This window comes from Algoriphagus sp. 4150, from assembly GCF_031457395.1.
In the GTDB taxonomy this organism is placed as follows: Bacteria; Bacteroidota; Bacteroidia; order Cytophagales; family Cyclobacteriaceae; genus Algoriphagus.
Genome location: NZ_JAVDWS010000002.1, coordinates 335,061 through 359,690, shown reverse-complemented (window position 1 = coordinate 359,690; position 24,630 = coordinate 335,061). Strand labels below are relative to the sequence as shown.

The 24,630-nt window shown below is 42.5% G+C and carries 28 protein-coding genes; 10 read left to right on the top strand and 18 right to left on the bottom strand.

The features are described from left to right. Positions 1 to 64: 64 nt before the first annotated feature. The 3 genes from J2X69_RS04870 (at position 65) to J2X69_RS04860 (ending at position 2,678) form a co-directional block, all read left to right on the top strand. Positions 65 to 1,693, top strand: coding sequence for a S8 family peptidase (locus J2X69_RS04870; RefSeq protein WP_310099317.1), 1,629 nt, complete (start codon positions 65 to 67; stop codon positions 1,691 to 1,693). Positions 1,694 to 2,013: 320 nt separating this feature from the next. Beyond that, the gene (locus J2X69_RS04865; RefSeq protein ID WP_310099314.1) at positions 2,014 to 2,478 is read left to right on the top strand and encodes a mobile mystery protein A; all 465 of its coding nucleotides are present in this window, start codon (positions 2,014 to 2,016) and stop codon (positions 2,476 to 2,478) included. Next, positions 2,469 to 2,678, top strand: coding sequence for a hypothetical protein (locus J2X69_RS04860; protein ID WP_310099312.1), 210 nt, complete (start codon positions 2,469 to 2,471; stop codon positions 2,676 to 2,678). The genes J2X69_RS04865 and J2X69_RS04860 overlap by 10 nt, the downstream gene beginning before the upstream one ends. Positions 2,679 to 2,777: 99 nt before the next feature. On the opposite strand, the gene rpiB is transcribed toward J2X69_RS04860, so the two are convergent. From rpiB to glyA, 3 genes are all read right to left on the bottom strand, one after another. Beyond that, positions 2,778 to 3,215 carry a ribose 5-phosphate isomerase B gene (rpiB, locus tag J2X69_RS04855; RefSeq protein WP_310099309.1) on the bottom strand — a complete coding sequence of 146 codons (438 nt, stop codon included), beginning with the start codon at positions 3,213 to 3,215 and terminating at the stop codon, positions 2,778 to 2,780. 141 nt (positions 3,216 to 3,356) lie between these two features. Further along, a complete protein-coding gene (gene tatC / locus J2X69_RS04850; protein ID WP_310099306.1) occupies positions 3,357 to 4,211 on the bottom strand; it encodes a twin-arginine translocase subunit TatC in 855 nt (284 codons plus the stop codon). Positions 4,212 to 4,228: 17 nt separating this feature from the next. Further along, the gene (gene glyA / locus J2X69_RS04845) at positions 4,229 to 5,497 is read right to left on the bottom strand and encodes a serine hydroxymethyltransferase (RefSeq protein ID WP_310099303.1); all 1,269 of its coding nucleotides are present in this window, start codon (positions 5,495 to 5,497) and stop codon (positions 4,229 to 4,231) included. A 147-nt stretch (positions 5,498 to 5,644) separates the two neighbouring features. Here glyA and J2X69_RS04840 point away from each other — a divergent pair, with 147 nt between their 5' ends. Beyond that, positions 5,645 to 6,019 (top strand): UDP-glucuronosyltransferase, encoded by a 375-nt coding sequence (locus J2X69_RS04840; protein WP_310099300.1) that lies wholly within the window; start codon positions 5,645 to 5,647, stop codon positions 6,017 to 6,019. Here J2X69_RS04840 and J2X69_RS04835 read toward each other — a convergent pair. Then, on the bottom strand, positions 6,016 to 6,243 hold the full coding sequence (locus J2X69_RS04835; RefSeq protein WP_310099295.1) for a hypothetical protein: 228 nt from the start codon (positions 6,241 to 6,243) through the stop codon (positions 6,016 to 6,018). The genes J2X69_RS04840 and J2X69_RS04835 overlap by 4 nt on opposite strands. Before the next feature lie 104 nt (positions 6,244 to 6,347). On the opposite strand from J2X69_RS04835, the gene J2X69_RS04830 reads away from it, so the two are divergent. Further along, positions 6,348 to 7,256 carry an AEC family transporter gene (locus tag J2X69_RS04830; RefSeq protein WP_310099292.1) on the top strand — a complete coding sequence of 303 codons (909 nt, stop codon included), beginning with the start codon at positions 6,348 to 6,350 and terminating at the stop codon, positions 7,254 to 7,256. 8 nt (positions 7,257 to 7,264) lie between these two features. Beyond that, entirely contained in the window at positions 7,265 to 7,621 is a 357-nt protein-coding gene (locus tag J2X69_RS04825) for a hypothetical protein (protein ID WP_310099289.1), read from the top strand. Between the two features lie 97 nt (positions 7,622 to 7,718). Here the strand turns inward: J2X69_RS04825 and J2X69_RS04820 are convergent, their stop codons facing one another. From J2X69_RS04820 to J2X69_RS04770, 11 genes are all read right to left on the bottom strand, one after another. Then, the gene (locus tag J2X69_RS04820) at positions 7,719 to 8,522 is read right to left on the bottom strand and encodes an inositol monophosphatase family protein (RefSeq protein ID WP_310099286.1); all 804 of its coding nucleotides are present in this window, start codon (positions 8,520 to 8,522) and stop codon (positions 7,719 to 7,721) included. An 18-nt stretch (positions 8,523 to 8,540) separates the two neighbouring features. Next, positions 8,541 to 9,233 carry a 16S rRNA (cytidine(1402)-2'-O)-methyltransferase gene (gene rsmI / locus J2X69_RS04815; RefSeq protein ID WP_310099283.1) on the bottom strand — a complete coding sequence of 231 codons (693 nt, stop codon included), beginning with the start codon at positions 9,231 to 9,233 and terminating at the stop codon, positions 8,541 to 8,543. Further along, positions 9,230 to 9,463 (bottom strand): 4a-hydroxytetrahydrobiopterin dehydratase, encoded by a 234-nt coding sequence (locus J2X69_RS04810; RefSeq protein ID WP_310099280.1) that lies wholly within the window; start codon positions 9,461 to 9,463, stop codon positions 9,230 to 9,232. Before J2X69_RS04810 ends, rsmI begins: the two co-directional genes overlap by 4 nt. Before the next feature lie 11 nt (positions 9,464 to 9,474). Beyond that, positions 9,475 to 9,744, bottom strand: a complete 270-nt coding sequence (locus tag J2X69_RS04805) for a DUF493 family protein (RefSeq protein WP_310099277.1) — start codon at positions 9,742 to 9,744, stop codon at positions 9,475 to 9,477. 82 nt (positions 9,745 to 9,826) lie between these two features. Next, a complete protein-coding gene (locus J2X69_RS04800) occupies positions 9,827 to 11,938 on the bottom strand; it encodes a SurA N-terminal domain-containing protein (protein ID WP_310099273.1) in 2,112 nt (703 codons plus the stop codon). 83 nt (positions 11,939 to 12,021) lie between these two features. Continuing rightward, on the bottom strand, positions 12,022 to 13,293 hold the full coding sequence (locus J2X69_RS04795; RefSeq protein WP_310099269.1) for a hemolysin family protein: 1,272 nt from the start codon (positions 13,291 to 13,293) through the stop codon (positions 12,022 to 12,024). A 2-nt stretch (positions 13,294 to 13,295) separates the two neighbouring features. Further along, a complete protein-coding gene (locus J2X69_RS04790; protein WP_310099266.1) occupies positions 13,296 to 13,505 on the bottom strand; it encodes a hypothetical protein in 210 nt (69 codons plus the stop codon). Positions 13,506 to 13,582: 77 nt separating this feature from the next. Then, positions 13,583 to 14,128 carry an LPS export ABC transporter periplasmic protein LptC gene (lptC, locus tag J2X69_RS04785; RefSeq protein ID WP_310099263.1) on the bottom strand — a complete coding sequence of 182 codons (546 nt, stop codon included), beginning with the start codon at positions 14,126 to 14,128 and terminating at the stop codon, positions 13,583 to 13,585. 84 nt (positions 14,129 to 14,212) lie between these two features. Further along, on the bottom strand, positions 14,213 to 15,511 hold the full coding sequence (locus tag J2X69_RS04780; protein ID WP_310099260.1) for a hypothetical protein: 1,299 nt from the start codon (positions 15,509 to 15,511) through the stop codon (positions 14,213 to 14,215). Positions 15,512 to 15,610: 99 nt separating this feature from the next. Next, positions 15,611 to 16,891 (bottom strand): hypothetical protein, encoded by a 1,281-nt coding sequence (locus tag J2X69_RS04775; protein WP_310099256.1) that lies wholly within the window; start codon positions 16,889 to 16,891, stop codon positions 15,611 to 15,613. After that, positions 16,881 to 17,597: a type III pantothenate kinase gene (locus J2X69_RS04770; RefSeq protein ID WP_310099253.1), complete on the bottom strand. Its 717-nt coding sequence runs from the start codon at positions 17,595 to 17,597 to the stop codon at positions 16,881 to 16,883. The genes J2X69_RS04775 and J2X69_RS04770 overlap by 11 nt, the downstream gene beginning before the upstream one ends. Before the next feature lie 104 nt (positions 17,598 to 17,701). Here J2X69_RS04770 and J2X69_RS04765 point away from each other — a divergent pair, with 104 nt between their 5' ends. The 3 genes from J2X69_RS04765 (at position 17,702) to J2X69_RS04755 (ending at position 21,775) form a co-directional block, all read left to right on the top strand. Further along, entirely contained in the window at positions 17,702 to 18,775 is a 1,074-nt protein-coding gene (locus J2X69_RS04765) for an anhydro-N-acetylmuramic acid kinase (RefSeq protein WP_310099249.1), read from the top strand. Between the two features lie 71 nt (positions 18,776 to 18,846). Next, entirely contained in the window at positions 18,847 to 20,073 is a 1,227-nt protein-coding gene (locus tag J2X69_RS04760; protein ID WP_310099246.1) for a Glu/Leu/Phe/Val dehydrogenase dimerization domain-containing protein, read from the top strand. 181 nt (positions 20,074 to 20,254) lie between these two features. After that, positions 20,255 to 21,775: a sodium:proton antiporter gene (locus J2X69_RS04755; RefSeq protein WP_310099243.1), complete on the top strand. Its 1,521-nt coding sequence runs from the start codon at positions 20,255 to 20,257 to the stop codon at positions 21,773 to 21,775. A gap of 3 nt (positions 21,776 to 21,778) precedes the next feature. On the opposite strand, the gene J2X69_RS04750 is transcribed toward J2X69_RS04755, so the two are convergent. Continuing rightward, positions 21,779 to 22,366, bottom strand: a complete 588-nt coding sequence (locus tag J2X69_RS04750; RefSeq protein WP_310099240.1) for a DNA-3-methyladenine glycosylase I — start codon at positions 22,364 to 22,366, stop codon at positions 21,779 to 21,781. Positions 22,367 to 22,370: 4 nt separating this feature from the next. Beyond that, positions 22,371 to 22,526: a hypothetical protein gene (locus J2X69_RS04745; RefSeq protein WP_310099237.1), complete on the bottom strand. Its 156-nt coding sequence runs from the start codon at positions 22,524 to 22,526 to the stop codon at positions 22,371 to 22,373. Positions 22,527 to 22,613: 87 nt separating this feature from the next. Between J2X69_RS04745 and alr the strand changes: the two genes are divergently transcribed. Then, complete coding sequence (gene alr, locus J2X69_RS04740) at positions 22,614 to 23,768, top strand: alanine racemase (protein ID WP_310099232.1); 1,155 nt, start codon at positions 22,614 to 22,616, stop codon at positions 23,766 to 23,768. Here the strand turns inward: alr and purU are convergent. Beyond that, a complete protein-coding gene (gene purU, locus J2X69_RS04735) occupies positions 23,765 to 24,619 on the bottom strand; it encodes a formyltetrahydrofolate deformylase (protein WP_310099230.1) in 855 nt (284 codons plus the stop codon). The genes alr and purU overlap by 4 nt on opposite strands. Positions 24,620 to 24,630: the final 11 nt, after the last annotated feature.

Below are 24,630 nucleotides of genomic sequence, written 5' to 3'. Positions count from 1 at the left end.
TTACTTCACCATTTTTAACATTGCACATTCCTCCCTTTTTCAAACGTCGGTGTTACATTTAGCGATGATTAAATCCAATTTTAAACTATTGGCAGGACTGGGGATTGGCTTGATGGTTATGGGATGCAACTCTTCTTCCTTAATCACCACTCCTCCAATAAGTTACTCGAACAACTACACCAAAGCGGCTGAACTGACAGAAAAGGAAGCCAAACATTGGGGACATTTAGATTTGCAAAAAGACACTATTCCCGGAATGAGTGTGGACCGCGCCTATGCCGAGCTTCTAAAAAAGAAAAAAGGCAAGCAGGTAATAGTAGCGGTTATAGATTCCGGTATTGATCTGGATCATGAAGACATCAAAGATGTGCTTTGGACCAATCCAAAGGAAAAGCCGGGAGACGGAATAGATAATGATGGCAATGGCTATGTAGATGATATCCACGGATACAATTTCTTGGGTGAATCATACAATGAGCAGCTGGAAATGGCTCGAATCCTAAGATTAAAAATTGGAGATGAGATGTACCAACAAGAGGCCAAGTCAAAATTAGATGAGAAGCTTAGTGAGGCCAAGTCAGCTCTACCCCAACTTAAGCAGATTGAGCAGTTAGTGAGTATGGCGGATCAAAGCATGCAAAAGGCATTGGGCAAAGAATTCTATTCACTTGCTGACCTGGAAAGCTATCAACCTAAAAATGAACAAGATGAAAGGTCAGTAGGGATGCTTATGCAGGTAATTGCCATGGGGGAGGAAATTCCCAATGCCATAAAGGATCTGCAAAAAGGAATCAAATACTATGGAGAACAGCTCAACTATAATTTGAACGTTGACTTCGACGGGCGTGCTTCTGTAGGGGATGATCCCTATGACATAGCAGATAATAACTATGGCGATGGAAATCCGGCTATCAGAGATCCGGACGAAAGTCACGGCTCACATGTGGCGGGGATCATTGCCGCCACCCGAAACAATAAAACAGGGATAGATGGAGTCGCCAAGAATGTCAAAATCATGTCCATCCGAGCTGTTCCAAATGGAGACGAATACGATAAAGACATTGCACTCGCCATCCGATATGCCGCGGACAACGGAGCGAAAGTCATTAATGCCAGTTTTGGAAAAGGATTTTCTCCCAACTCAGAGTGGGTATATGAGGCATTGAAATATGCCGCTTCCAAGGATGTTTTGTTCGTGCATGCTGCAGGAAATGACGGCATTGATCTCGACTCTCCTGAGAAGCCTAATTTCCCCAATGACCATTCAAATTCACAAGAATTCGTCGAAAACTATCTTACAGTGGGAGCATTGACCCCTTTTTATGGATCAGACATGATTGCGGTATTTTCCAATTATGGAAAAGAGAACGTGGACATCTTTGCCCCTGGGGACGACATTTATTCCACAATGCCTGATAACTCTTACGAATTTCAGGGAGGCACTTCTATGGCAGCCCCTGCGGTCACAGGTGTAGCAGCCATGATAAGATCCTATTTCCCGGAACTGAGTGCTGTTCAGGTGAAGAAAATCATCATGCAGTCCGGAATCTCACCTGAAGTCAAAGTACACGTAGGTGGAGCACAAGGGGAAGAAAAATCATTCTCAGAAATCTCCAAATCCGGCAAAATTGCCAATTTGTATAATGCCCTGATACTGGCAAGCCAAGTTTCTAAAGGGAGAGTAAGCTTGTAAAAACTCCCGTTCAGGAAAACAAAACCTTTCAATTACCTATCCAAAAAGCCCAAACCTGAATTCTCAAGTTTGGGCTTTGCTTTGGCATCGGCCACCCGACATCAAACACCTGACAAGCTATCAGCTACAGGCAATCTTACTCACCCGGTTCTGATGTCTTCCACCTTCGAAGGCTGTGGACAGAAACGCTTCATCCAACATCTATGAGACTTTTGTAATCATTTTCATTTACATTTGTCAACATATCCGTTAACTTTTTTACTAATTTGTAAACGTTTAAGTTTACATTTTTATATATTTGTAAACATATTCATTTACAAATGATGAGAAATAAGAATAAACTTCTAATCGAGCAATTGGACCAAAAACTTAAAGCTTTCCAAAATACGGAAGACGTTATGGTACCTACCAAAGGTTGGATACACACAATTCGTACTGCACTCAATATGACCTTGGCACAGCTAGGTGCCAAACTGAACATCACTAGGCAGGGTATGAAAAGAATAGAGGAAAGTGAAGAAAAAGGAACTATAAGCATAAATACATTGAGGCAATTTGGAGAGGTTCTGGAATTAAAATTCGTCTACGGTTTTGTGCCAAAAGATGGAACAATAGACAGTCTAATCAATAAAAATGCTGAGAAATTAGCTAGTAAAATAGTCTTGAGAACTCATCAAAATATGCTGTTGGAAAACCAAGGAATCAAGGAGGAGAAAATCAAGGATCTTATTAAGGATTTGGCAGATGAAATAAAAAGAGAAATGAGAAAATCAATATGGGATTAAAACTTCAGTATGATGATGGACAGACGCCAATCAATGAAGAAGAAAAAGATGGGCTAAAGATTAATTCAATCACTACCCAAAAGGAATTGGATGAATTCGAGCAGCTGAACATAGAAAAAGCTGTGGAGTGGACAATTCATACCAATCTAAAAGCTGATCAAGGAGACATAAAACCACTAATCAACTTTGCAAAGGGTTGATAGAAAATATTCTACTAAACCAAAAGCCCAAACCTGAAATTCTCAAGTTTGGGCTTTGCTTTGGTATCGGCCACCCGATATCAAACACCTGACAAGCTATCAGCTACAGGCAATTTTACTCACCCTGTTCTGATGTCTTCCACCTTCGAAGTCAGTAGTGAGAAAAATATCAGCTAGTTTTTCAGCCAATTCATAAGCTATAAATCGTGCCGGCAAGGCAATAACGTTCGCATTGTTATGCTGTCTTGACAATGCTGCCAGTTCCTCATTCCAGCAAAGTGCTGCACGGATTCCCTGATGTTTGTTTGCAGTAATAGCCACTCCATTTCCACTTCCGCAGATCACTATTCCCAATTCATACTCCCCGTTTTCTATCGCGTTGCTTAGCGGGTGAACGTAGTCAGGATAATCCACAGAAGCATCCGAGAAAGGACCAAAATCCTTTACTTCATAGCCCTGTGACACCAGTTTACTGATCAGCTTAGCCTTGTATTCAACCCCCGCATGATCTCCACCTATTGCTATTTTCTTTGCCATAATTTCTAAAGACTGGAGACAGAAGACAGAAGACCGCAGAATGGTCTCCTATCTTGTCTCTGAATTCTATGCTCTATTTTCTGCCTTCTTGACTCTTAATTCTTAGATCTAGATACTTGCTACTTACGTCTAATAGCTAGATTAAAGTGCATCCTCTATATCTTCCTTCGCTCTTTTAATCGCCCGCTTCTTCTCCAGTCTCTTCGCTATCTGAATACCTGCCTCATAGAGAACCAAGATAGGCATAGCAATCAAAATCTGACTGATAACATCGGGAGGTGTGATGACAGCTGATAGGACCAAAATCACTACGATAGAATGCCTTCTGTATGACTTGAGCATTCCGGAAGTAACCAAGCCTGACATAGCCAAGAAATATACCACCACAGGAAGCTGGAACATAATAGCCGAAGCCAGAACCAGCATGGTTAACGTGGAAATGTATGAAGTGATGTCAAACTCATTTAGAATCGATGGATCCAGCTGGTAATTGGACAAGAAGTTGATCGAAAGGGGAGATAGGATAAAGTACCCAAATCCTGCTCCCATAAAGAACAGCAAACTCACAAAGAACACTGCACCTCTTGCGGCATTCTTCTCCTGATCATACAGTCCCGGACTGATAAACCTCCATACTTCCCAGAAGACAAACGGAAACGATGCAATGAACCCCACTACAAAGCTGGAAGTCATGTGCATGGTAAACTGCCCCGTCATCTGCCTACTTTGGATAGTAAACGGTAGCTCGTCTATACAGAGTGCCTGCACCCCCATGTAATCACTGAGTTCGCACAGCCATCTATACGTGACAAAGTCAACCTTCGAAGGGCCTAGGATTACTACTCCGAAAACAAAGCTTTTGGCCAGAAAAGCCGCAACGGATAAAATCAGAATAGCAGCTACTGAACGAAGCAAATGCCATCGCAAAGCTTCTAAATGGTCCAAAAAGGACATTCCTTCTTCTTCCTCTTCTTCTTGGTATTGGTCTAAAGCCACGGGTGGTATCTATAAATCTAGTATAATGGAAACTCATTCATCCAAGCATTTACTTCGCTTCGGATGGTTGCCAGTTCGGCTTCATTTTCATGGTTCATCAGAGCTCTGTCGATCAAGTTCACGATTTTTACCATGTCATCTTCTTTCAGACCTCTTGTAGTAATAGCAGCTGTACCTACCCTCATTCCTGAGGTAACGAACGGAGATTTGGTATCAAATGGAACCATGTTTTTATTGATGGTAATATCCACTTTACCCAGTGTCTGCTCGGCAATCTTACCGGTAAGGTCTTTATTTCTAAGATCGATAAGCATCATGTGATTGTCTGTGCCTCCGGAGATAATCTGATATCCCAGACTTACGAACTGATCAGCCATTACGGATGCATTCTTTTTCACCTGAAGTACATAATGCATGTATTCGTCAGACAGACATTCCTGAAAAGCTATCGCTTTGGCAGCTATAATGTGTTCTAAAGGCCCACCTTGAGTACCTGGGAATACGCCCATATCCAGCAAAGCAGACATTTTCTTGATTTCTCCTTTTGGAGTAGTCAATCCCCAAGGATTATCAAAATCTTCACGCATCATAATCAAACCTCCTCTAGGACCTCTTAGCGTCTTGTGCGTAGTAGTAGTCACAATATGGCAGTGATCCAATGGATCATTCAAAAGTCCTTTAGCGATCAATCCGGATGGATGCGAGATATCTGCCAAAAGAATTGCTCCTACTTGATCTGCAATCTCTCTCAACCGTGCATAATCCCAATCTCTAGAGTAAGCAGAAGCCCCGCAGATAATCACTTTTGGAGAAACTTCCAATGCTTTTTCTTCTACTTTGTCGTAGTTGATTCTTCCTGTTTCTTCCTCTACTCCATAGAAATGAGGATCATAAAGTTTGCCGGAGAAATTCACCGGAGAGCCATGCGTCAAGTGGCCACCATGAGAAAGGTCAAATCCCAGAATCGGATCACCCGCTTTCAGGCATGCCAATAACACGGCAGCATTGGCCTGGGCACCTGAGTGAGGCTGCACGTTGGCCCAAGTAGCGCCGAAAAGTTCTTTTGCGCGGTCGATAGCCAATTGCTCAATCTTATCCACTACTTCACATCCGCCATAATAGCGTTTGCCGGGAAGACCTTCTGCATATTTGTTTGTCAGCACGCTTCCTGCGGCCTCCATCACTTGTTTGCTAGTGAAGTTTTCTGAAGCTATCAGTTCGATGCCTCTCTTTTGTCTGTCCTCTTCTTCATTGATAAGGTCGAAAACAAGCGAATCTCTTTTCATAATCAGGGGTTTGAAAGCCAATTTTTATGGAACGGTAGCCAAATGGCTTACCTGCAAATGTGCCCAAAAATAGTCCGAAAGTCCCGATTATCCAATCCAAAAATTGGATTGAGATTCTCAATTGTAAGGAATTGCTATTTTTGGCAGATGATTGATTTCAAATTCACTCCCGAAAGCTATTTTACTGACGAAACTACCTCTGTTTTATTGGTAAAACTCAACTATCCCGAGAGCCAATGGGGACAGCAAATCAGCATTTATGCGCATTGGCTGGAGTCAAAAATCCAATTCGAGGCGGTGGATTTCTATGGAAATGAATATTTGCTCTATCCTTCATGGAGCTACGAAAGTCTTTCTATGGAGGACATCATCTATCTGCTAGAAGGTATGCAGGTGAATACTGATGCAATGGAAGGTAATATGGAATTAATCCTGGACGGAATTCCTGAAGTGGAAAGCGACTTCTACCCTGAACTGGGAAGGTATTTTGAGGAAAAGAGAAAAAATTATGGATTGGACTAAAAATCCAGTGCCGGCTGCTTCTGTCCTGAAATCTGATGGGTACGAAACCAGTACTCGTACGTCTCAAAATCCAGACAATCGCTAAATTCTACTCCTTGAAATATGATTTTCTTCAGACAACTTACAGGAAGCCAAGATTTCAATTTTGTCGCTTGCTCTTTTGAAAGTTGCGAAAGCTGAATCCATTTTCCTCCGTTGATAAAAATCGGTATAAGTTTGGTCATAGATAGTTGATTATCTTCTTCAAAAGTATGCTGATAATCAACAAAGTACAAGTATATAAAATTATTTTTATGTTAATAAAAATAACATCTATCAAAAAAAAGGCATGGTAGGAGCTACTATAGCATTTGTATGCCTTTTATTGGGGCTTTTTCTCCAGAAACAACCCAACCTCCCGCTTGAAAAAATCACCAAATGGGTCAATGCTTATTTATTAAACATTGTCCTGCCTGCTCTTGCACTTCTATACATTCCCCAAATAGAACCGGGATGGGAATTACTCTTACCTATTTCCTCCGCCTGGTTTACTTTTCTGCTATCCTGGTTGATTTTTGGTTTAATGGGCAAAATCCTAAAATGGGATCAGCAGACTATCGGTTGTCTAGTGATCGTCGCAGGACTTGCCAACACGTCTTTTTTGGGATTTCCGGTGGTAGAGGGCCTATACGGCAAAGAAGGCTTACCTATAGCACTTCTGATAGATCAGGGAGGATCATTTTTGCTGGTTTCTTCCCTAGCAATTTTGGTAGGTTCTATCTATTCCCACAAAGAAGGAAATCTGCGGGAAATCCCGCTCAAAACACTTCGATTCCCTCCTTTCGGGTTTTTATTGGGAACTGTAGCCATGAGCATATTGGGATGGAAAACACCTGAAATTATTATCCCACTAGTTTCTCTAATCGGTAAAACAATGGCTCCCATGGCGATTTTTGCTATTGGGCTAAAATTCTCCCTAGACTTCGACTCACTCAGTTCCAGGTTCTATTGGTTGGGAATGGGTTATCGTCTTATACTTGCTCCTTTGATGGTGTGGCTGATCTATAGAAACTTCCTGCCGGAAAGCAGCCTTGAATTCAAAGTGACCGTCCTTGAAAGTGGAATGGCTCCCATGATCACCGGATCTATTGTCGCGATCCAATACGACCTTAAACCAAAACTAGCCACACTCCTTGCCGGTCTGGGAATCCCGATCTCTATCCTGACTATCATGGCTTGGTATTATTTTCTCAGCTAATTTAGGGCTTGCTGAAAAAGTCTCAGGTATGCCAGCTTCAAGGCGGCCGAGTGAAGATGTATGCTTATACCTCGAATGAGGCCAACGTAGAAGATGGTATGGCTGAGGCTAGCTTAAACCCGCATTATGCATTAGCATTTCTACGCCACGGCGCACAAGTTATTGCGACCAATAATTGCTTCAAAATCAGTCACTGCGTTGCAGTTTTCGACTTCACCATATCCGCCGCGGCGGACTCAGTCTCCAAACAGCCTGATTTTATTGCAATTAATGGTCTCTTAACGAAACCTAATGCAAAATCCGGGTTGAAAATCCCGGTTCTGGGATTTTCTGATGCATGGATAAAGACCTATTGTGGTCAATAAGCTTGCACTTGCTGAAAAACCGTTCGCATGAAAAATAGGGCAATCATTCAAAATGATAGCTTTTGATCTATTACTGGCGTTTTTCAGCATGCCCTAATTAGGCCCAAGCCTTCTTCAGGTCAGTTAGAATCTCTTCATGAATTTTCTCGTTGGTGGCCAAAATCTCCCTGCCAAACACAAAATCTCTTCCTCCGGAAAAATCAGTCACTTTTCCTCCGGCTTCCTCTACGATCAACGTACCGGCAGCAACGTCGTAAGAGTTCAGGTTGTATTCAAAAAAGCCCTCAACCCGTCCTGCGGCGACATAGCAAAGGTCAACAGCCGCACTTCCAAATCGACGCACGCCGTGTGAAGATTTCATCAATGACTTTAGCGCATCTAAGTACTTATCAATCAAATCGAAACTGTAATACGGAAATCCTGTGGCAATCAGTGATTCAGAAAGTGTTTTAGCCCGACTTACTTTAATAGGTGTGTCGTTACAAAATGCACCTGCACCTTTCATTGCGTAGAAACATTCATGGAGATTCACTTCGTACACCACGCCTAAAATAACTTCGCCACGTTCCATTAGCGCTATACTTACCGAGAAGATCGGAACTCCATGGATAAAATTAGTAGTCCCATCCAATGGGTCAATCACCCAGTTGAATTCTTCTGCCTGTGTGGTGTTAGTCCCTTCTTCTGTGATGAAGCCCGCCTCAGGCAAAATTTGAGACAGCTTATTCACGATTATCTTCTCTGCTTCCTTGTCCACATAGGATACAAGATCATTGACGCCTTTATGCTCTACCCTGTCTAGGTTGAAGTGCTGTCTTTCTCTACGGATAAAAGCGCCGGCTTCTTTGGCTATTCCCTGAGTTTGCTCGAGAAGCTGTGTAAGTCTTTCTGTTGAGATCATAAAAGTTGATTGTAATATTCAGGCTTTGGGATTCTTACCTGCCACGGTAAGGACAATTTCGCCTTTTAGTGTATTGGTCTGATAATATTCTATTAACTCGGCTAATGTACCTCTAACGTTCTCCTCATGCAGCTTGGTAAGCTCCCGGGATACACATGCTTGTCTTTCTCCTCCAAAAGCTTCAGCAAGCTGCCCCAGCGTTTTCAATAAGCGGTGCGGAGATTCATAGAGTATGATGGTTCTCACTTCTTCCATTAATCCTTCTATTCTTGTCTTTCTGCCTTTCTTATGGGGCAAAAATCCCTCGAATACAAATCGGTCATTTGGAAGCCCGCTATTGACTAAGGCCGGGACAAAAGCGGTGGCCCCTGGTAGGCATTGTACATCCAATCCTGCAGCAAGTACTTCTCTCACCAATAGAAAACCCGGATCCGATATAGCCGGTGTGCCCGCATCGCTGATCAAGGCAAAAACTTCTCCCCTGTTCATTCGCTCAACGAGTTTTTCTACGGTCTTATGCTCATTGAAAATATGGTAGCTCTGCAGTGGTCTGGATATTTCCAGATGTTTTAGCAATTGTCCACTCGTACGTGTATCTTCTGCCAGGATAACGTCAGCAGTTTTCAGTACTTCGATCGCCCGAAGTGTGATATCTTTAAGATTGCCGATGGGAGTGGGTACCAGAAATAGGTTGGGGGAATTTTCGCTCATGAAACTAGCACATCAATAGCCTTAGCCAGCGCGTGATCTTTTTTAGTCACTGTATTTCCTGCATCATGGGTGGTCAGTTCGATGACTACGGTATCATATACATTACTCCAATTAGGATGATGCTGCATGCCTTCAGCCAAAAATGCCACTCTGGTCATAAATGCAAATGCTTCCTGAAAATTGCTGAATTTGAACGTTTTTTTAAGTTTGTTATCTTCCTCTTTCCACATAAGTCAATGAGTTAAAGTGAGATTAATCCTTCTATTTTGGCAGCCTGCTCATAGATCTTAATGATCTGATCGGCATTTTGCATCATAGCCTGAGCAGTAACGCTTACATATTTCCCTCCGGAACTAGCTTTGGTGGTTATTTCGTGTTTTGGGAATAGCGCAGCTACCTCACTTTCCTTTCCGTAAGGAACTATGAATTTAAACATATAAAGCTGCGGAAATTCTCCACTGGCTTCTAATTTCTCCTTAAAGTTCTCTTTGTCGAATTCCTTTTTGTCCATAGCAGGGTGTGATTGGCAAATTATATTCGAATATAAATAAAGAACCCATGCTGTGTGGCATGGGTTCCTATTCTAGTTTCTATTAAAAGAATTTATATCGATAGTCTTTGACACCTGCCAGATCCTGCAGGGCCATCATGACCGAATATGTCGTTCTCTGAGAAGCACTTTGAGTCAATTGACCTTGATAGGATGAGTAATCTCCTATTTCAGCTGCAGGCGTCAAGGCATTCAGTTTCCCTACGATTACTCCTACATCTTCACGAACAGGCTGGGTGATCTCACCTTGCTTTATTCCGAATACAGCACCGATAGCACGTGGAGCGAAACCAACACCCGGAATCACATTGGTACTTAGTTTCAAATCCGGAATCTCAGTCACAGAAGCTTCATTCGGATAAGCCGCTTTCATATCTTCCAAAGAAGTCTTTCCGGCAAGCTTAGCTTTGATCACCTCTGCTTTTTTCTCATTTTTAACCTGAGCTTCTACTTGCTCTTTCACATCTGCCAGTTTTACGTCTCCGTCATCCCTCTTGCTTACAAGGGCGGCTACTACATAGGCATTATCCAATTCAAAGACAGTAGAAACTTCCCCCTTGGAAGTTTTATCGGCAAATGCCCAGCGAATCACTTCTCTGGCATTTTGAAGATTGTTGATGTTTCTGGCGTTGGCATCCAAGTTATTAGCCTGTATAACTCTATAATTTTCAGCTGTAGCATTTTTGGTAAACTCGTTTCGGTTGCCTGCATTTGCAGCAAAAGCATCCGCATTTCTGAAAGCCTCATTCCGAGTGACATCACTCGCTAGCAATTCCACTTCCAAAGAAGCTACTTTAGTATAGGTACTCTTCGGCATTTCAGTCACTTTGACAATATGGTAGCCGTACTCTGTTTCCACCAAAGTGGAAAGTAGACCTACAGATTTGGCAGCGTAGGCAGCTTCAGCAAATTCAGAGACAAAGTCATCCTTGGCAAACCATCCCAAATCTCCACCATTCTGCGCAGTACCATCCTGACCATATTGTCTGGCCGCCACTTCAAAGTTGCCGTCTGCTTTTACCTGAGCTAGTACAGTTTCAGCTTCAGCTTTTACACCGGCTTTGGCAGCATCGTCCATTCCTTCAGTGCTGAATAATATATGAGAAGCCCTTAGTCTAGGAACACCTTCGTATTGATCGGAGATCTTGTAGGATACATAGGTGGATCTAGTGGTAATGAAAGGACCATAAGTCTGCCCAACCTGAATGTCAGAAACATTGCCGCTCAAACTTGCAGGAAGTTCATCCCCTGGTCTGATAGTTAAAAATGGAGATGGTGAATCGGAATTCCTCAAAACAAAAAGAGAATCATTCTCGGCAGCCTTCAATTCTTCAGTCAATTCGTTAATCTTAGAAATAACTTCCGCAGAGTCTGTACCGCTTGGCTGAATGCTAAAGCTTACATACTCAATGCTAGCAGCATTGCCGGATTTGAATTTGCTCTTATTCTTCTTCAAATAAGCCTCCATGTCGCTGTCAGAAACCGTAATCTCTGCATCAGGTACTGCATAGAAAGGGACAAAAAGAATGGATGCATCCGCTATTGTATTAGCTGCTTTATATTCTCCCTTAGCCTCGGCTTGTGTAGCAAACTCGGAAGTCGCCAACATGTTGTCGTATTTGACTCTAAGTCTAGAGTCAGCAAACAGCCGCTCTTGCTGATTCCAGTATGCCTGCTGGGCAGGATCTGCTGTTTCCAGTGATTGAAGGAAAGAAACCAACTGACTCTTGTCAAACTGACCAGTCTGTGGATTCACCAGTTGCTGACGCAGCTCGGGAACAATATTTTTGCCCTGAACCATATCAACCAGTTCGGCATCCGAAATCGTCAGCCCTAATTTCCCATACTCTTCCTTGAACACACGCTCCACAATCATTGACTGCCAAGCCTGCTCTCTAATGGAGTACATTTCTACCTCAGAAGGAACCCTTCCGGTCCTCTGCTGATTGGCTAGCTTGTATTCATCCACCCGGGCGATATACTCTTCATAAGTAATATCCTCACCGGCAATCTCACCTACGATATTTTGACCTGAGCTGAGAAGGCTTGAATTTGGACTTAATAGATCTCCTCCCAAGAGGAATAAAATTAATCCGCCGGCAATCACGCCGATCAATAGACCTGTCCTTTGTCTAATTTGTTTAATTAACGCCATTATTGTTACTACGCTTTTTAGAGAGTCGCAAAATAATAGCATTACTAACGAAATTCAAAATATATTCTGAATCAAACGCTTATCTAGAAAATTCCGGAGGTGTTGATTTTCACACGAACAGTCTCAATTCTATGCTCTTGCTTAGTCATTACTGTAAAAGTATACGCCTCAAAAGTAACAGATTCCCCCTTTTTTGGGAGGTTCTCAGTAAGTGAAAGAATCAGTCCTGATAGGGTCTCAAAGTCTCCAATGGGCAATTCCCAGCCATATTTATCGTTGAGATAGTCTATTTCATGCCGTGCACTCAGCAGATATTCCTGATCCGAGATTTTCTGCTCGATCAGATCATCGCTGTCATATTCATCTTGGATTTCCCCAAAAATCTCTTCAATAATATCTTCCATTGAAACTATCCCCGAAGTCCCTCCAAACTCATCCACCACCAGTGCAAGGCTTTTTCTCTCTTGAATAAACTGAATAAGCAACTCATTTGCCAAGGCAGATTCCGGAGCAATGATAATAGGAGTAAGAATTTCCTCAATCGTTTTGGGTTTCTTAAATAGCTCCAATTGATGGCAATAGCCGATGACATCATCGATAGATTCCCGGTAAACAATCACCTTGGAATGTCCACTTTCCTCGAATACTTCCTTCAATTCCTCTATGGTATCGTCCACTTCCACTGAGACGATGTCTGTCCTGGGTACCATACATTCCCGCACACGGACAGTTTTAAACTCCACTGCATTGTCAAAAATCTTCGTGTCTATCTCCACATGCCCATCTTCTTTTCCTTTGTGCATATGGTTTTGGACAAAACTGTTCAGGTCTGTCACTGTGAAAACGGGCTTGTCTTCACTATATTCTAAACGGAGTATTTTGGTAATGAAAAACCTGGAAAGCCCTACCACTGCCCACACTACCGGGTAAAAAAGAATATAAATTACATAAAACGGAAGTGTAAAGAAATTCAACATGCTGTTCGGATTCAGCATAAAAAGACTTTTAGGCAAGAACTCCGCAGTCACCAACACCACAATGGTGGAAATCAAGGTCTGCAGCACCAAAACAATCGCATCATTATTAAAACCACCGGGCAGCCACATTTTCAGTGGATCTTCCATCAGATGTGCCATGAATATGCCATAAAGTACCAGTGAGATCGTGTTCCCCATCAGTGTGGTGCCTATGAACTGGCCCGGACGCTGCACAAACACACTTAGGATTCTTCCCGTAAAATCACCCTGCTTATTCTGAAGCTCAATCTGTAACTTGTTGGCCGAGATAAATGCAATCTCCATCCCTGAAAAAAAGGCAGATAATATCAATGCGATAATCACATAACTTAATTCCATGCTTAGCGTTTTTTACCGGGTTTAGCCTTTTTCTTAGGTATCGTTGGTTCTTCAGGCTTTTGCATTCTACGATACTGAAACCAAAATAATAAGGCTACCGCAAACATAAAAATCGCATAGGAAGCCTGAACACCCTGAGTGACTGTCTGATGAATGCCCACAATCATGAGTGCAAGCGATAGCGACAATAGTAATGCGTCAACTAGTTTCATGTTGAATTATACTGGGGGGGTGAGAAATAATATCGTTCAATTCGATCTATCAAGGGAATTATCTTTGCCACTTCCATCTATTGCTCCTCGCCCGGCATCAAAATACGGCTATCTCTAGGATTTTTGAGTGTATAGTTGGTGAAGGTTTCATCAGCATCCAATCCTGTACCGTTGAAAAGTGTCTCACCGTCTTGAACGGTCACGAACTTTTCAGTATATATTCTTTTCTTATTCGGTTCCCAAAAAAGTTCTTCCGACTGCAATTTTTGATCTTTGAGCAGATTATGAACCTGCACATCGCCCACTCCCTTGTACACATTTTCCTGTCGCAAAAAATACCCTTTATCCGCTCTCATAGTTGTACTCAATTGACCATCCTTTTCAAAGATCTGGATTTCTATTCCTTCGGGAAATTCCCGGTTTCCATTGGCAAACTCAAGTTGCTTGGGTGCCTGAATATCCGATCTTACTATTGCCGAGTCACTTTTGATCAAATGTATGTTAATAGACGTGTTCATAGGTCCATCGTACATCTCAAGTGCAGAAATATCCACATCCTCCCTACAGGAGCTTATCAGCACAATGCTGCAAATGAATACGATTGAAATTGGATTGATCTTCACGGCACAAAGATACTTGAAATTTGTTTTACCTCTTTAAATGAAAAAAGGCAGCCCGCAGACTGCCTTTTTATATTACTATCCTTATTAATCTCTTGAAGCCAAGGTAACAGTCTCACCGATCCAGCAACCGGTATTAATGGTAGACCCAACCTGAAGACCTTCGGTAAACAATTCTTCTTTGGAAGGGAATCTAGATCTGGCTTGAGCCATTCCTGAAGAATCCCCTGCTTTCTGATATGCATTGTACGCAGCAATATAGATAGAATAATCCTTTACACGGCTTTCTCCACCCTTACACTCATTGAACGAATTCATGTACATTCCACCGATCATAGAGTAAATATCTGAAGTTCTGGAAGGATCCAAATTAGCAACTTCCTTAGCCGCTGTTCTAGCAGCAGATTTCTTTCCTGTTTTTGCGTAGATCTTCGCGAGTTCCATCTGCGCATCGGCCTTTTGGGTGTTATTTTCCGCAAGTTTCAACGCTTGATTCCACATTTCCTCGGCTTTTGCAGAATTATCTTCCTGAAGATATCTCATAGCAATCACCTGGGATGTAGAGAACGAAGGCTCTTTGGCATGCTTCATTTCAAGTGCTTGTAAGAAGGCCTTCGAAGAGAAACATTTGTATTGCACAGAATATTTAAAGATCTGGTCAGCAAGCACTTCGTTGGTAGGATCAGCTGTCAATTTTGGTCCCATGGTATTTTCGATGAAATCACAATCGATTAGTTCCATAGCTACCAATAACTGCTCCAGTGTAGCTTTTTGACTAGAAACATCCTTTCCGTCAACTGCAGCCTCATCTAGCATTTTATTTACCTTGTCGTGTATTGTCAAGATTTCCTCTCCGGAATAGGCTTGGTTATAGGCATAGTTTCTGTAAACAAGGTCAAAATATGCCGCTATCAATTGATAGCTAATTGTTCCATTAAGTTCCAATGCCTTTTCAAAATCAGCAATTGGTTCTGCCAGCTTATCTTTATCGCCTTTGAAATATTGATACCCATAATAAGCTTTATTTTCTATCCAGTTTTTCTCATTATCATAGATTTCGGCTCTTTTATTATAAATGGCCATAACTGAATCTTGATAGATTCTTTTTTGTGCTTCGTCCGTTGTCACTTTGGCGGCACCATCGTACACTTTCACACCATTCTGGTAGATAGACTCATTGAGCTCCGGCACATTTACGAGTAGCCAGTTAAGTGGCTTGGTAGCTTCTACAAATTGCTCCGAACCCATGAAGTCCGTGTAGGCAGCGTTAAATTCTCTTGCTTTTTTCTCTTGAGCAGGATCAGATGGAAAATTCCATTCCTGTGCTTGTACCATTCCGGCAAGAAGCAGGGCAGCTAGCCCCAGTAGCGTAGATTTAATTTTCATTTTCATAATGGTTTGATTCGGCACAACTTAATCTTCATGTCTAAATCCAAACTATGAATCTTGGATTTAACTATTTTGATCGTATGGTTTGGTTAATTATTATTCAAATACTCTTTTGTAGAACCAACTGTTATCATTCAGTGACAACCCTAATGTAAAGTTTACATAATTCTCTCGGATGAGGCCATTATCAGTGGTTCCTCTTTGTCCTACTTTCACAGCGAAGTTCACTAATGAAAGTTGGTTTACAGGAAGCGAAGCTCCAAAGTTAATGCCAAGATCATTGATATTGGTCGCGTTCAGGTAGTATGGGGTCTGCTGATATTCCAATCCAAGGCGATAGGTTCCCCGCTTGAGGGCATTATCAATGGCAAGATAATCCGGGGTAATCTGAAACCCGAGCCCAACCTTGATAGCTTCTCTCAATTGCAGGGGATCATCCAGCAGAGATCTATATTTTTTGAAGTCCTGATATTGTCCTTCCAGACCGATCACATATTTATTGTTTTTTTCATAAGAAACCCCGAATCCATAGCGATCAGGGATGTTTATACTGCCCGGTTCGTCATTCGATATTAAGTCTCCATCTGAATCCGGCCTGCTAGCTTGGCCAATTGATGAGAGCTTGGCAAAAGCTTTTCCATTAACATCCCCTAAATGTTGATAAATGGCGCCTAGGTGTAGTTTGCTTTTTTCATTCAATGGAACAAAGTAGTATGCCCCTCCTTTGATGCCAAAATCACTAACTGTTAATCTTTCATAATATTCTGTAGTGATGCCTACTGGACCATTTTCATCGAAAAGCGACAGCTGATCTGTTCTGATAGTGGACCCGAAAAGGTAAGAGCCCTGAAGTCCAAGGCTGAGGTTTTTGGTAACTACATAGCCTACACTCAAGTAAGCATCCGAAATCCCCCCATCTCCCTCGATAAAATTAAATGCTTGAATATCTGCATTGCTTACCTCACTCTCGATAAGCAACCTGTAATTCACACTCGTGATTTGATTCAACCCCAAACCCACAGTCATTTTATTCACCTTCACAGGAAGAGAAAATGCAAAATAGGATATTCCACCACCATCGATGTCTGATGACTCTGTCCCGTTATTAGCACTAATCTGTTTATAATTCAGCGCTGCCTCAAAATTAAAAATCGTGTTTTTGGTAGATAAGGCAGGGTTGACCACGTTGGGATTCCAAGCAGAACCGAAACTGATGCCAAGCCCTCCCATTGCTTGATTATTGGTAATACCGGAATAATTGAATTCTCCGATACCTAGTGCACTATAGGTAGAAGCACTGGATTGTGCCTGAGCTTCTGTAAATAAGAAAAAGGTGCATAGTACACCCAGCAATTGCAATCTGATTTTACTCAACATTGTGGTTTAGAATAGAATTCAATCCATAAAGGACCAAATTTGGGACTACAAATATGAGGTCTTTTGCCAATGAATCAAAAGATTGGGCATCTCCACCGCTAATAAAGACCTCGATTTCCGGAAATTTTTTAGTGTATGCTTCGATTTGTCCGCGCAATTCGAATTCGATTCCAAGCCAAATACCGATTTGCATACAGGTAATCGTATTATCGCCAATCAATTCAGCAGGTTTCACTTTCAGATCAACTAATGGCAATCTGGCCGTTTGTCCATGCATAGCATTGGCACGCATCCCGAGCCCAGGGCTAATAGCTCCGCCCAGATACGTGTTGCTTTCGTCGATTAGATCAAAAGTAATACAAGTTCCCATGTCTATTGCCAGCACGGGTCCTTTTCTACGCATTACCCAAGCTCCAATTGCTCCTGCTATACGATCCAGCCCCAGACTCGCGGGTGTACCATACCCGTTGCTAATAGGCAGCTTGGTATCCGGACTGAGATAGACAAATTGAAAGGGTAGCGCTTCTTGCAGCTCGGATTGGCTCCATTTGACAGAGCTTACCAAACAATGATTAAAATGCATTGACTTCCAATAATTTAAAGCATAATCAAGTTCAGAAAACGCTTCCTCTTCCAGCATCTTTCCATCTTGAAAGAGAGCAGACTTGATTCTAGTGTTTCCAATATCTATAATCAGATTTGTCATCCAGTTTAATTAATACTTCGCAAAATAGCCATTCAGAAAAAGTAGTGTCTTTTATCCTTGTTAAATTATCTTTGGATTAGACCTCACTTAACAAACTTTAACCCATGAGCCCTACTAACTATACCAGCATAGGATTGATGTCCGGTACTTCAGGAGATGGACTGGACATAGCCTATTGCAGCTATGAACTTCAGCATCAGTGGTCTTACGAGATTCTTGATGCGGTCACGATGCCATTTCCAAAAGAGATGGGGGAAAAGCTGATGAACTCCCACACACTATCTGCGCTCGAATTGGCGCTTCTGGATGTGGATTTTGGAAAGTGGATGGGAGAGAAAGTCAGGGGATATTGTATCGAAAAACAAATCAAACCACTCGCTGTCTGCTCACACGGACATACTGTTTTCCATCAACCGGCAAAGGGGCTTAGCCTTCAGATAGGCAATGGCTGGGGACTTCATCAGGCATCCGGATTGAAAACAATCAATGACTTCCGTATGCTGGATATACAGTTGGGCGGTCAAGGTGCTCCTTTAGTACCGATCGGTGACCGCCTGCTTTTTCCATCCATTGATTTTTGCATCAATCTGGGTGGTATTGCAAATATCAGCATGGAATCAGCGGGCAAGCGAATTGCTTTCGATATATGCCCTTTCAATCTCTTGCTGAATGCACAAGCAAATGCATTGGGGGCAGATTATGATCAAGGTGGAACTTGGGCAAGTCAGGGCACACTCAATGAAAAGTTGTTTAACGCCCTAAACACACTTCCCTACTATTCCAAATCTGATGCAAAATCTCTTGGCAGAGAGGATTTGGAAGTTGATTTCTTACCTCTGCTGATTTCTAGTGGTCTTTCTGAAAAAGATATCCTACGAACTCTGGTCGAGCATTTTGCTTTTCAGATAGGCCAAGTGATCATCCAACATAAAATTTCTGACTACCCATCTGTCTTAATTACAGGCGGTGGAGCTTACAATACTTTCTTTATAGATCGACTGAACAGCCAAATGGAAGGCAAATGGCTCCAAACCCACGCATCATCCAAACTGATAGAATTTAAAGAAGCATTGGTGTTCGGATTTCTGGGTGTATTGCGTCTACGCAATGAGATCAATTGCCTATCCTCAGTGACAGGAGCACGTAATGACTCATCCGGGGGAGTGATTTTCGGCTAACCGCCTGTCAGACTTACCATAGTATGACTGGATTATTTTTCTATTTTTGCCCAGATATAAACCCAATCCACATGCAGGAATTACTTAAAAAGTTTGAGAACAAGCAGCCCGAAATCACCTTCGAATGGAGCGATAGCGAATCAGAAGCAGAGGGTTGGGTAGTGATAAACTCCCTTAGAGGAGGGGCTGCCGGCGGTGGTACCCGAATGAGAAAAGGGCTGGACAAGCGGGAAGTGGAATCCCTTGCCAAGACCATGGAGGTAAAGTTCACTGTTTCAGGACCTGCTATCGGAGGTGCTAAATCAGGAATCAACTTTGATCCGAATGATCCGCGCAAAGATGAAGTGCTAAGACGCTGGTATAAGGCCGTGATGCCGCTGTTGAAAAATTATTATGGAACAGGTGGGGATCTAAATGTAGATGAAATTCATGAAGTAATTCCCATCACCGAATCCTATGGTCTCTGGCATCCGCAGGAAGGGATAGTAAATGGTCATTTTCATGCTACAGAACCTGAGAAAATCAGAAAATTAGGCCAACTCAGACAGGGTGTATCCAAAGTCCTAGAGGATCCAAACTTCACTCCAAACGGCACCAAAAAGTATACCGTCGCCGATATGATCACCGGGTATGGAGTCGCAGAAGCTGTAAGACATTATTATAAAATCTGGGGAGGAAATATCAAAGGAAAACGCGCTGTAATACAAGGCTGGGGAAACGTAGGGGCCGCAGCTGCTTGCTTCCTTGCAGTAGAAGGTGTGAAAATAGTTGGAATTATAGACCGGGAAGGCGGAGTGATCAATGAAGAAGGTTACTCGCTGGATGAAGTTCGCGAGCTTTTCCTCAAAAGAGATGGAAACAAGCTTGTAGCTGAAAATCAATTGCCTTTCGAAGAAATTAACCGGAAAATATGGGATCTGGAAAGTGAGATTTTCATTCCTGCAGCTTCCTCAAGATTAATCCAAAAGGAGCAGGCAGAGAAAATGGTCAATTCAGGCTTGGAGGTTATTTCTTGTGGTGCCAATGTACCCTTCGCCGATCCTGAGATATTCTTCGGGCCAATCGGTGTCTGGACCGATCGGCAAGTTTCAGTGATTCCTGATTTCATCGCAAATTGTGGGATGGCTCGAGTATTTGCTTATTTGATGAGTGATAACGCAGAAGTCACCGATATGGCGATATTTACAGATGTAAGCAGGACCATTGAAAAGGCGCTTAAAAATGTACATTCCCGAAATCCCCAAAAAATTAAACTAGCCGAAAGCTCCTTTAGTATAGCCCTAGCACAACTCGTGTAAAACTATATATGCTCTTTGGATTGTCTAAGTTAATTTTTGATTAAATCCAGAAGGATGGGAAATTTTGATTGTGCTGTATCAGGCAAAAGCAGTAGTTTAGCGGAAGCCACTATTGATCAGCAACAATCAAATATTTGCTTAAATTAACCGAAAAGAACCCCCTGCATACCTTATTAGCCTAATGAAGAATTTTATCCTAAGTTTCTCCATACTTTTCGGAATATTATTTTTTAGTGGATTTGAGATACAATCCGCTTACGCCCAACGCATTGATAATGAGCAAGTTTATCTAGCTCAAGCAGATCATGGAACCGGCGACCAAGTTGCCCCACATGATGATATGGTAGCGGAAGCTATAGATGAAGAGCATCACACGGCACCTGTTTGGCTGGTCATTCCATTTGTAGCACTACTGCTTATGATTGCCACAGGACCGTTGTTTTATGAGCATTTTTGGCACAAGAATTACCCTAAAATTGCCATCGGGTTCGCGCTGCTCGTAGTTTTCTATTATTTATTTATGCTGGGCAATGTCCATGCACCCGTCCATGCTTTGGCAGAGTACATACAGTTCATCGCTCTATTGGCCTCATTATATATTGCCTCAGGCGGAATTCTGATCGAAATCGACAAGAAAGCCACTCCTTTTGCAAATGTAACCTTGCTGATCATCGGAGCGTTGGTTTCCAACCTCATCGGCACCACCGGTGCTTCCATGCTTTTGATCCGTCCTTTTATCAGACTGAACAAGGGAAATATTCAGGCATACCATATCATATTCTTCATCTTCATGGTGAGCAATATCGGCGGCTCATTGACTCCCATTGGCGATCCTCCGCTATTCTTGGGTTTCTTGAAAGGTATTCCATTCTTCTGGACTCTAGAGCATAACTGGCCGGCATGGATATTTGCTTTAATAGTATTAGCTGTTGCATTCTATTTTATCGATAGAAAAATGGGCAGGGCAAATGATGACAGTGAGCTGGAAGAGACTACTTACACCAACAAGCTCTCCCTTATAGGAATGAAAAATTTCGGATGGCTATTTATTATTATTTGCTCCGTATTTCTAGATCCTAATGTGATAGAAGGAGTTCCTGCGATCATCTATGACGGTCAAAAATTCTCTTACATAAGAGAAGTTATCATGCTGGCCGTGGCATTCCTATCTTATAGATTTGCAGATCAAAGAGCAATTAAAGGCAATGAGTTCAACTTCGAACCAATTCGTGAGGTAGCATTTATCTTTATAGGAATATTCGGTACAATGATGCCTGCCTTAGAGCTGGTTGGAGCATTTGCCAAATCCCCAGAAGGTGCTGCCATGATCACTCACAACACCCTTTATTGGGGGACGGGAGTTCTATCCGGATTCTTGGACAATGCACCAACCTACCTGAACTTCCTAGCTGCTGCCATGGCTTCCAAAGGTGCTTCTATCAATAATATTGAAGAAGTCCGCCAGTTCGCAGCCAATGGATACCACGATTCAGCATTTGAATTGATGGCTATTGCGGTTGCATCGGTATTCTTCGGAGCCATGACTTATATAGGAAACGGACCAAACTTTATGGTGAAGTCCATAGCAGAGCAGAATGGCATCAAAATGCCTTCATTCTTTGGCTACATTATCCGCTTCTCCTTGCCAATCCTATTACCTCTTCTAATCTTAGTGTGGCTGGTGTTCTTTGCCTTTGTATAAGCTCTATACCTCTGCGAAGCGAAAACAGGATTCCAGGTGATCATTGAATAATCCTGTCGCCTGCATGTGTGCATATACCGTGGTGCTGCCTAGAAACTTGAATCCACGTTTCTTCAAATCCTTGGCAAGTAAATCGGATTCTTTGGTAGTAGCCTGAGCTTCACTCATGGAAGAAAGGCGATTTTGAATCGGCTTCCCGCCCACAAATCCCCAGATGTAGTTGGAAAAAGATCCAAACTCCTTCTGAACTTCCATAAAGCGTTTCGCATTATTGATCGCAGCACGGATTTTCAAGACATTTCGGACTATTCCCGGATCTTGAAGTAACTCCTGCACATAACTCTCCGGAAATTCTGCCACTACCTGATAGTCAAAGTCAGCAAAAGCTTTGCGATAGCCGTCTCTTTTTTTCAAAATAGTAGCCCAGCTCAAACCTGCTTGGGCAGATTCTAAGATCAAAAACTCGAAATGAACCCGATCATCCCAGACTGGAAGACCCCATTCGGTGTCGTGATACTCTACGTATTCTTTAAAACCAAGACACCAGGGACAACGGGTTTTTTGATCAGAAACTTGAAAGGTGTTTTTCATGTGTTTATAATTGTTTTTCAATGGTCAGATAGCCTGTCCCGATTTTTCTTCGGGAGAATCTCGCCAGGCGAATAATCATCCCTCTCCCGAAGCAAGTTCGGGACAAGTTGTGTGTCGCCTTCGACATGCCTGCCTGGCCGGTAGGCAGGCTCGATTTCATAAAAGTGAAATTAAGGAATAAAATTAATCAAGAATTGGGATAAGGAAGATGAGTGCAGTACTTTCTAAATTCAATTTGAATATAACTATGATTGCCACCTCCACTCTAGAGATCAGTTCAAAAGCTTACCGCCAAAACATACGTTACATCCGCTCAGAGATCGGCCCTAAACCAATAATATCTGCTGTAGTGAAAGGCAATGCCTATGGTCATGGCATCTCACAAATGGTAGAAATAGCTGAAAAAGCAGGAATCCGGCATTTCAGCACCTTTAGCTCGGATGAAGCATGGGAGGTCTGGAACAAATCCAAAAAAGGATCCGAAATCATGATTTTAGGCATGCTTCATTTGGAAGAGCTGGAAGAAATCATCCGGAAAGGAATCAGTTTTTATGTCTTTGATTTTGAACGACTGGAAAAAGCCATTTCAATCTCTAAGCAAATAGGTATCCCCGCAAAACTTCATATTGAAATCGAAACAGGATTTCACCGAACCGGATTTGATTGGAGCCAACGTACAAAGCTTGCCGATTTGCTTCTGAAGAATTCTGCCGGCATTTCCATTGAAGGACTTTGCACGCATTATGCAGGAGCCGAATCAGTAAGCAACTTCGTAAGAGTAAATAACCAAATCGCCAGATATCACGAATTCAAGGACTTTTTCCATGAAAAAGGTATCACTTTCAAACTCTATCACACCGCCTGTTCAGCAGCTGCACTTATTTTTCCCGAGACAATTATGGATTTGGTGAGAATAGGAATAGCCGGCTATGGTTTTTGGCCTACCAAGGAAACATTTTTTGCCAAACTGAATTCTCTCCCAAAGGGAAATAAAAATCCGCTCAAGCGCCTCATCACTTGGAAAAGCAGCATTATGAGTCTGAAAGCTGTGAAGACAGGAGAGTTTGTGGGATATGGAAACAGCTATATGGCTTTGGAAAATATCCGTCTTGCCATAGTGCCCGTGGGTTACGGGCATGGCTACAGTCGCCTACTTAGCAATCAGGGAATGGTGCTTATCAAAGGGCAGTACTGTCAGGTAGTCGGGACAGTCACGATGAATACCATCGCGGTAAACGTGAGCAAGGTAAGAGATTTGAAAATAGGCGACGAAGTAATTCTCATAGGAAAGCAAGGAGGAAAAGAAATCACCGTAGCCTCCTTCTCAGAATCAACCCAACAGGTAAACTATGAAATGCTCACCCGGCTCCCAAAAGATATCCCAAGGAAAATCATTCCTTAATAGAATATCACTGTCTTATTTTTGATCGGCATCACTTTACGGTCTATGTGATATTTGATGGCTTTGGAAAGCACCACTTTCTCTACGTCCTGACCGATTTGCACTAATTCCGAGACGGTATTATGATGTCTGACACGGGCCACTTCCTGCTCGATGATCGGCCCTGCATCCAACTCTTCGGTCACGTAATGCGCCGTCGCCCCAATGATCTTCACTCCCCGCTCATACGCTGCATGATAGGGTCGCGCTCCTACAAAAGCAGGTAAAAACGAATGGTGAATATTGATAATGCGGTTGGGGAAATGGTCAATGAACTCAGCTGACAAAATCTGCATATATCGCCCAAGTACTACAAAATCTATTTCATTGGCTTTCATCAGCTCCAGCTGCTCGGCCTCAGCAGCTACTTTGGTCTCTGCGGTAATAGGAATGTAATGAAAAGGAATTCCGAATGCCTCCACGATTTCCTTTAAGTTTCGGTGGTTGGAAACGACCAACGGGATATCCACATCGAGCTGTCCCGCATGATGCCTTCCCAGAATATCAAACAAACAATGGGAAAGCTTGCTGACAAAAATTGCCATTCTTGGCTTTGGAAAATTGAAATGAAGTTTAAAATCCATTTGAAAACGACCACCGACTTCACGCTTAAAACGAACAGCAATCTCATCCTTCTGCAAAGAAAAAGTATCCAATTCCCAAGCTGCTCTCATGAAAAACATACCCATCTCCTCGTCCACATGCTGGTCTACCTCAAGAATATTCCCTTCATAGGCATAAAGAAATCTAGAGACTTCCGCGACTATCCCTTTTTGATCGGGACACTGTATAATGAGTATGGCTTTTTTCATATGTTTATAAT

What these genes read in the sequence shown, in the direction of transcription:
- J2X69_RS04870 (WP_310099317.1), top strand. Translation starts at nt 65, where the DNA reads ATGATTAAATCCAATTTTAAACTATTGGCAGGACTGGGGATTGGCTTG.
- J2X69_RS04865 (WP_310099314.1), top strand. Translation starts at nt 2,014, where the DNA reads ATGATGAGAAATAAGAATAAACTTCTAATCGAGCAATTGGACCAAAAA.
- J2X69_RS04860 (WP_310099312.1), top strand. Translation starts at nt 2,469, where the DNA reads ATGGGATTAAAACTTCAGTATGATGATGGACAGACGCCAATCAATGAA.
- rpiB (WP_310099309.1), bottom strand. Translation starts at nt 3,215, where the DNA reads ATGGCAAAGAAAATAGCAATAGGTGGAGATCATGCGGGGGTTGAATAC.
- glyA (WP_310099303.1), bottom strand. Translation starts at nt 5,497, where the DNA reads ATGAAAAGAGATTCGCTTGTTTTCGACCTTATCAATGAAGAAGAGGAC.
- J2X69_RS04840 (WP_310099300.1), top strand. Translation starts at nt 5,645, where the DNA reads ATGATTGATTTCAAATTCACTCCCGAAAGCTATTTTACTGACGAAACT.
- J2X69_RS04835 (WP_310099295.1), bottom strand. Translation starts at nt 6,243, where the DNA reads ATGACCAAACTTATACCGATTTTTATCAACGGAGGAAAATGGATTCAG.
- J2X69_RS04830 (WP_310099292.1), top strand. Translation starts at nt 6,348, where the DNA reads ATGGTAGGAGCTACTATAGCATTTGTATGCCTTTTATTGGGGCTTTTT.
- J2X69_RS04820 (WP_310099286.1), bottom strand. Translation starts at nt 8,522, where the DNA reads ATGATCTCAACAGAAAGACTTACACAGCTTCTCGAGCAAACTCAGGGA.
- rsmI (WP_310099283.1), bottom strand. Translation starts at nt 9,233, where the DNA reads ATGAGCGAAAATTCCCCCAACCTATTTCTGGTACCCACTCCCATCGGC.
- J2X69_RS04810 (WP_310099280.1), bottom strand. Translation starts at nt 9,463, where the DNA reads ATGTGGAAAGAGGAAGATAACAAACTTAAAAAAACGTTCAAATTCAGC.
- J2X69_RS04805 (WP_310099277.1), bottom strand. Translation starts at nt 9,744, where the DNA reads ATGGACAAAAAGGAATTCGACAAAGAGAACTTTAAGGAGAAATTAGAA.
- J2X69_RS04800 (WP_310099273.1), bottom strand. Translation starts at nt 11,938, where the DNA reads ATGGCGTTAATTAAACAAATTAGACAAAGGACAGGTCTATTGATCGGC.
- J2X69_RS04795 (WP_310099269.1), bottom strand. Translation starts at nt 13,293, where the DNA reads ATGGAATTAAGTTATGTGATTATCGCATTGATATTATCTGCCTTTTTT.
- J2X69_RS04790 (WP_310099266.1), bottom strand. Translation starts at nt 13,505, where the DNA reads ATGAAACTAGTTGACGCATTACTATTGTCGCTATCGCTTGCACTCATG.
- J2X69_RS04780 (WP_310099260.1), bottom strand. Translation starts at nt 15,511, where the DNA reads ATGAAAATTAAATCTACGCTACTGGGGCTAGCTGCCCTGCTTCTTGCC.
- J2X69_RS04775 (WP_310099256.1), bottom strand. Translation starts at nt 16,891, where the DNA reads ATGTTGAGTAAAATCAGATTGCAATTGCTGGGTGTACTATGCACCTTT.
- J2X69_RS04770 (WP_310099253.1), bottom strand. Translation starts at nt 17,597, where the DNA reads ATGACAAATCTGATTATAGATATTGGAAACACTAGAATCAAGTCTGCT.
- J2X69_RS04765 (WP_310099249.1), top strand. Translation starts at nt 17,702, where the DNA reads ATGAGCCCTACTAACTATACCAGCATAGGATTGATGTCCGGTACTTCA.
- J2X69_RS04760 (WP_310099246.1), top strand. Translation starts at nt 18,847, where the DNA reads ATGCAGGAATTACTTAAAAAGTTTGAGAACAAGCAGCCCGAAATCACC.
- J2X69_RS04755 (WP_310099243.1), top strand. Translation starts at nt 20,255, where the DNA reads ATGAAGAATTTTATCCTAAGTTTCTCCATACTTTTCGGAATATTATTT.
- J2X69_RS04750 (WP_310099240.1), bottom strand. Translation starts at nt 22,366, where the DNA reads ATGAAAAACACCTTTCAAGTTTCTGATCAAAAAACCCGTTGTCCCTGG.
- J2X69_RS04745 (WP_310099237.1), bottom strand. Translation starts at nt 22,526, where the DNA reads ATGAAATCGAGCCTGCCTACCGGCCAGGCAGGCATGTCGAAGGCGACA.
- alr (WP_310099232.1), top strand. Translation starts at nt 22,614, where the DNA reads ATGATTGCCACCTCCACTCTAGAGATCAGTTCAAAAGCTTACCGCCAA.
- purU (WP_310099230.1), bottom strand. Translation starts at nt 24,619, where the DNA reads ATGAAAAAAGCCATACTCATTATACAGTGTCCCGATCAAAAAGGGATA.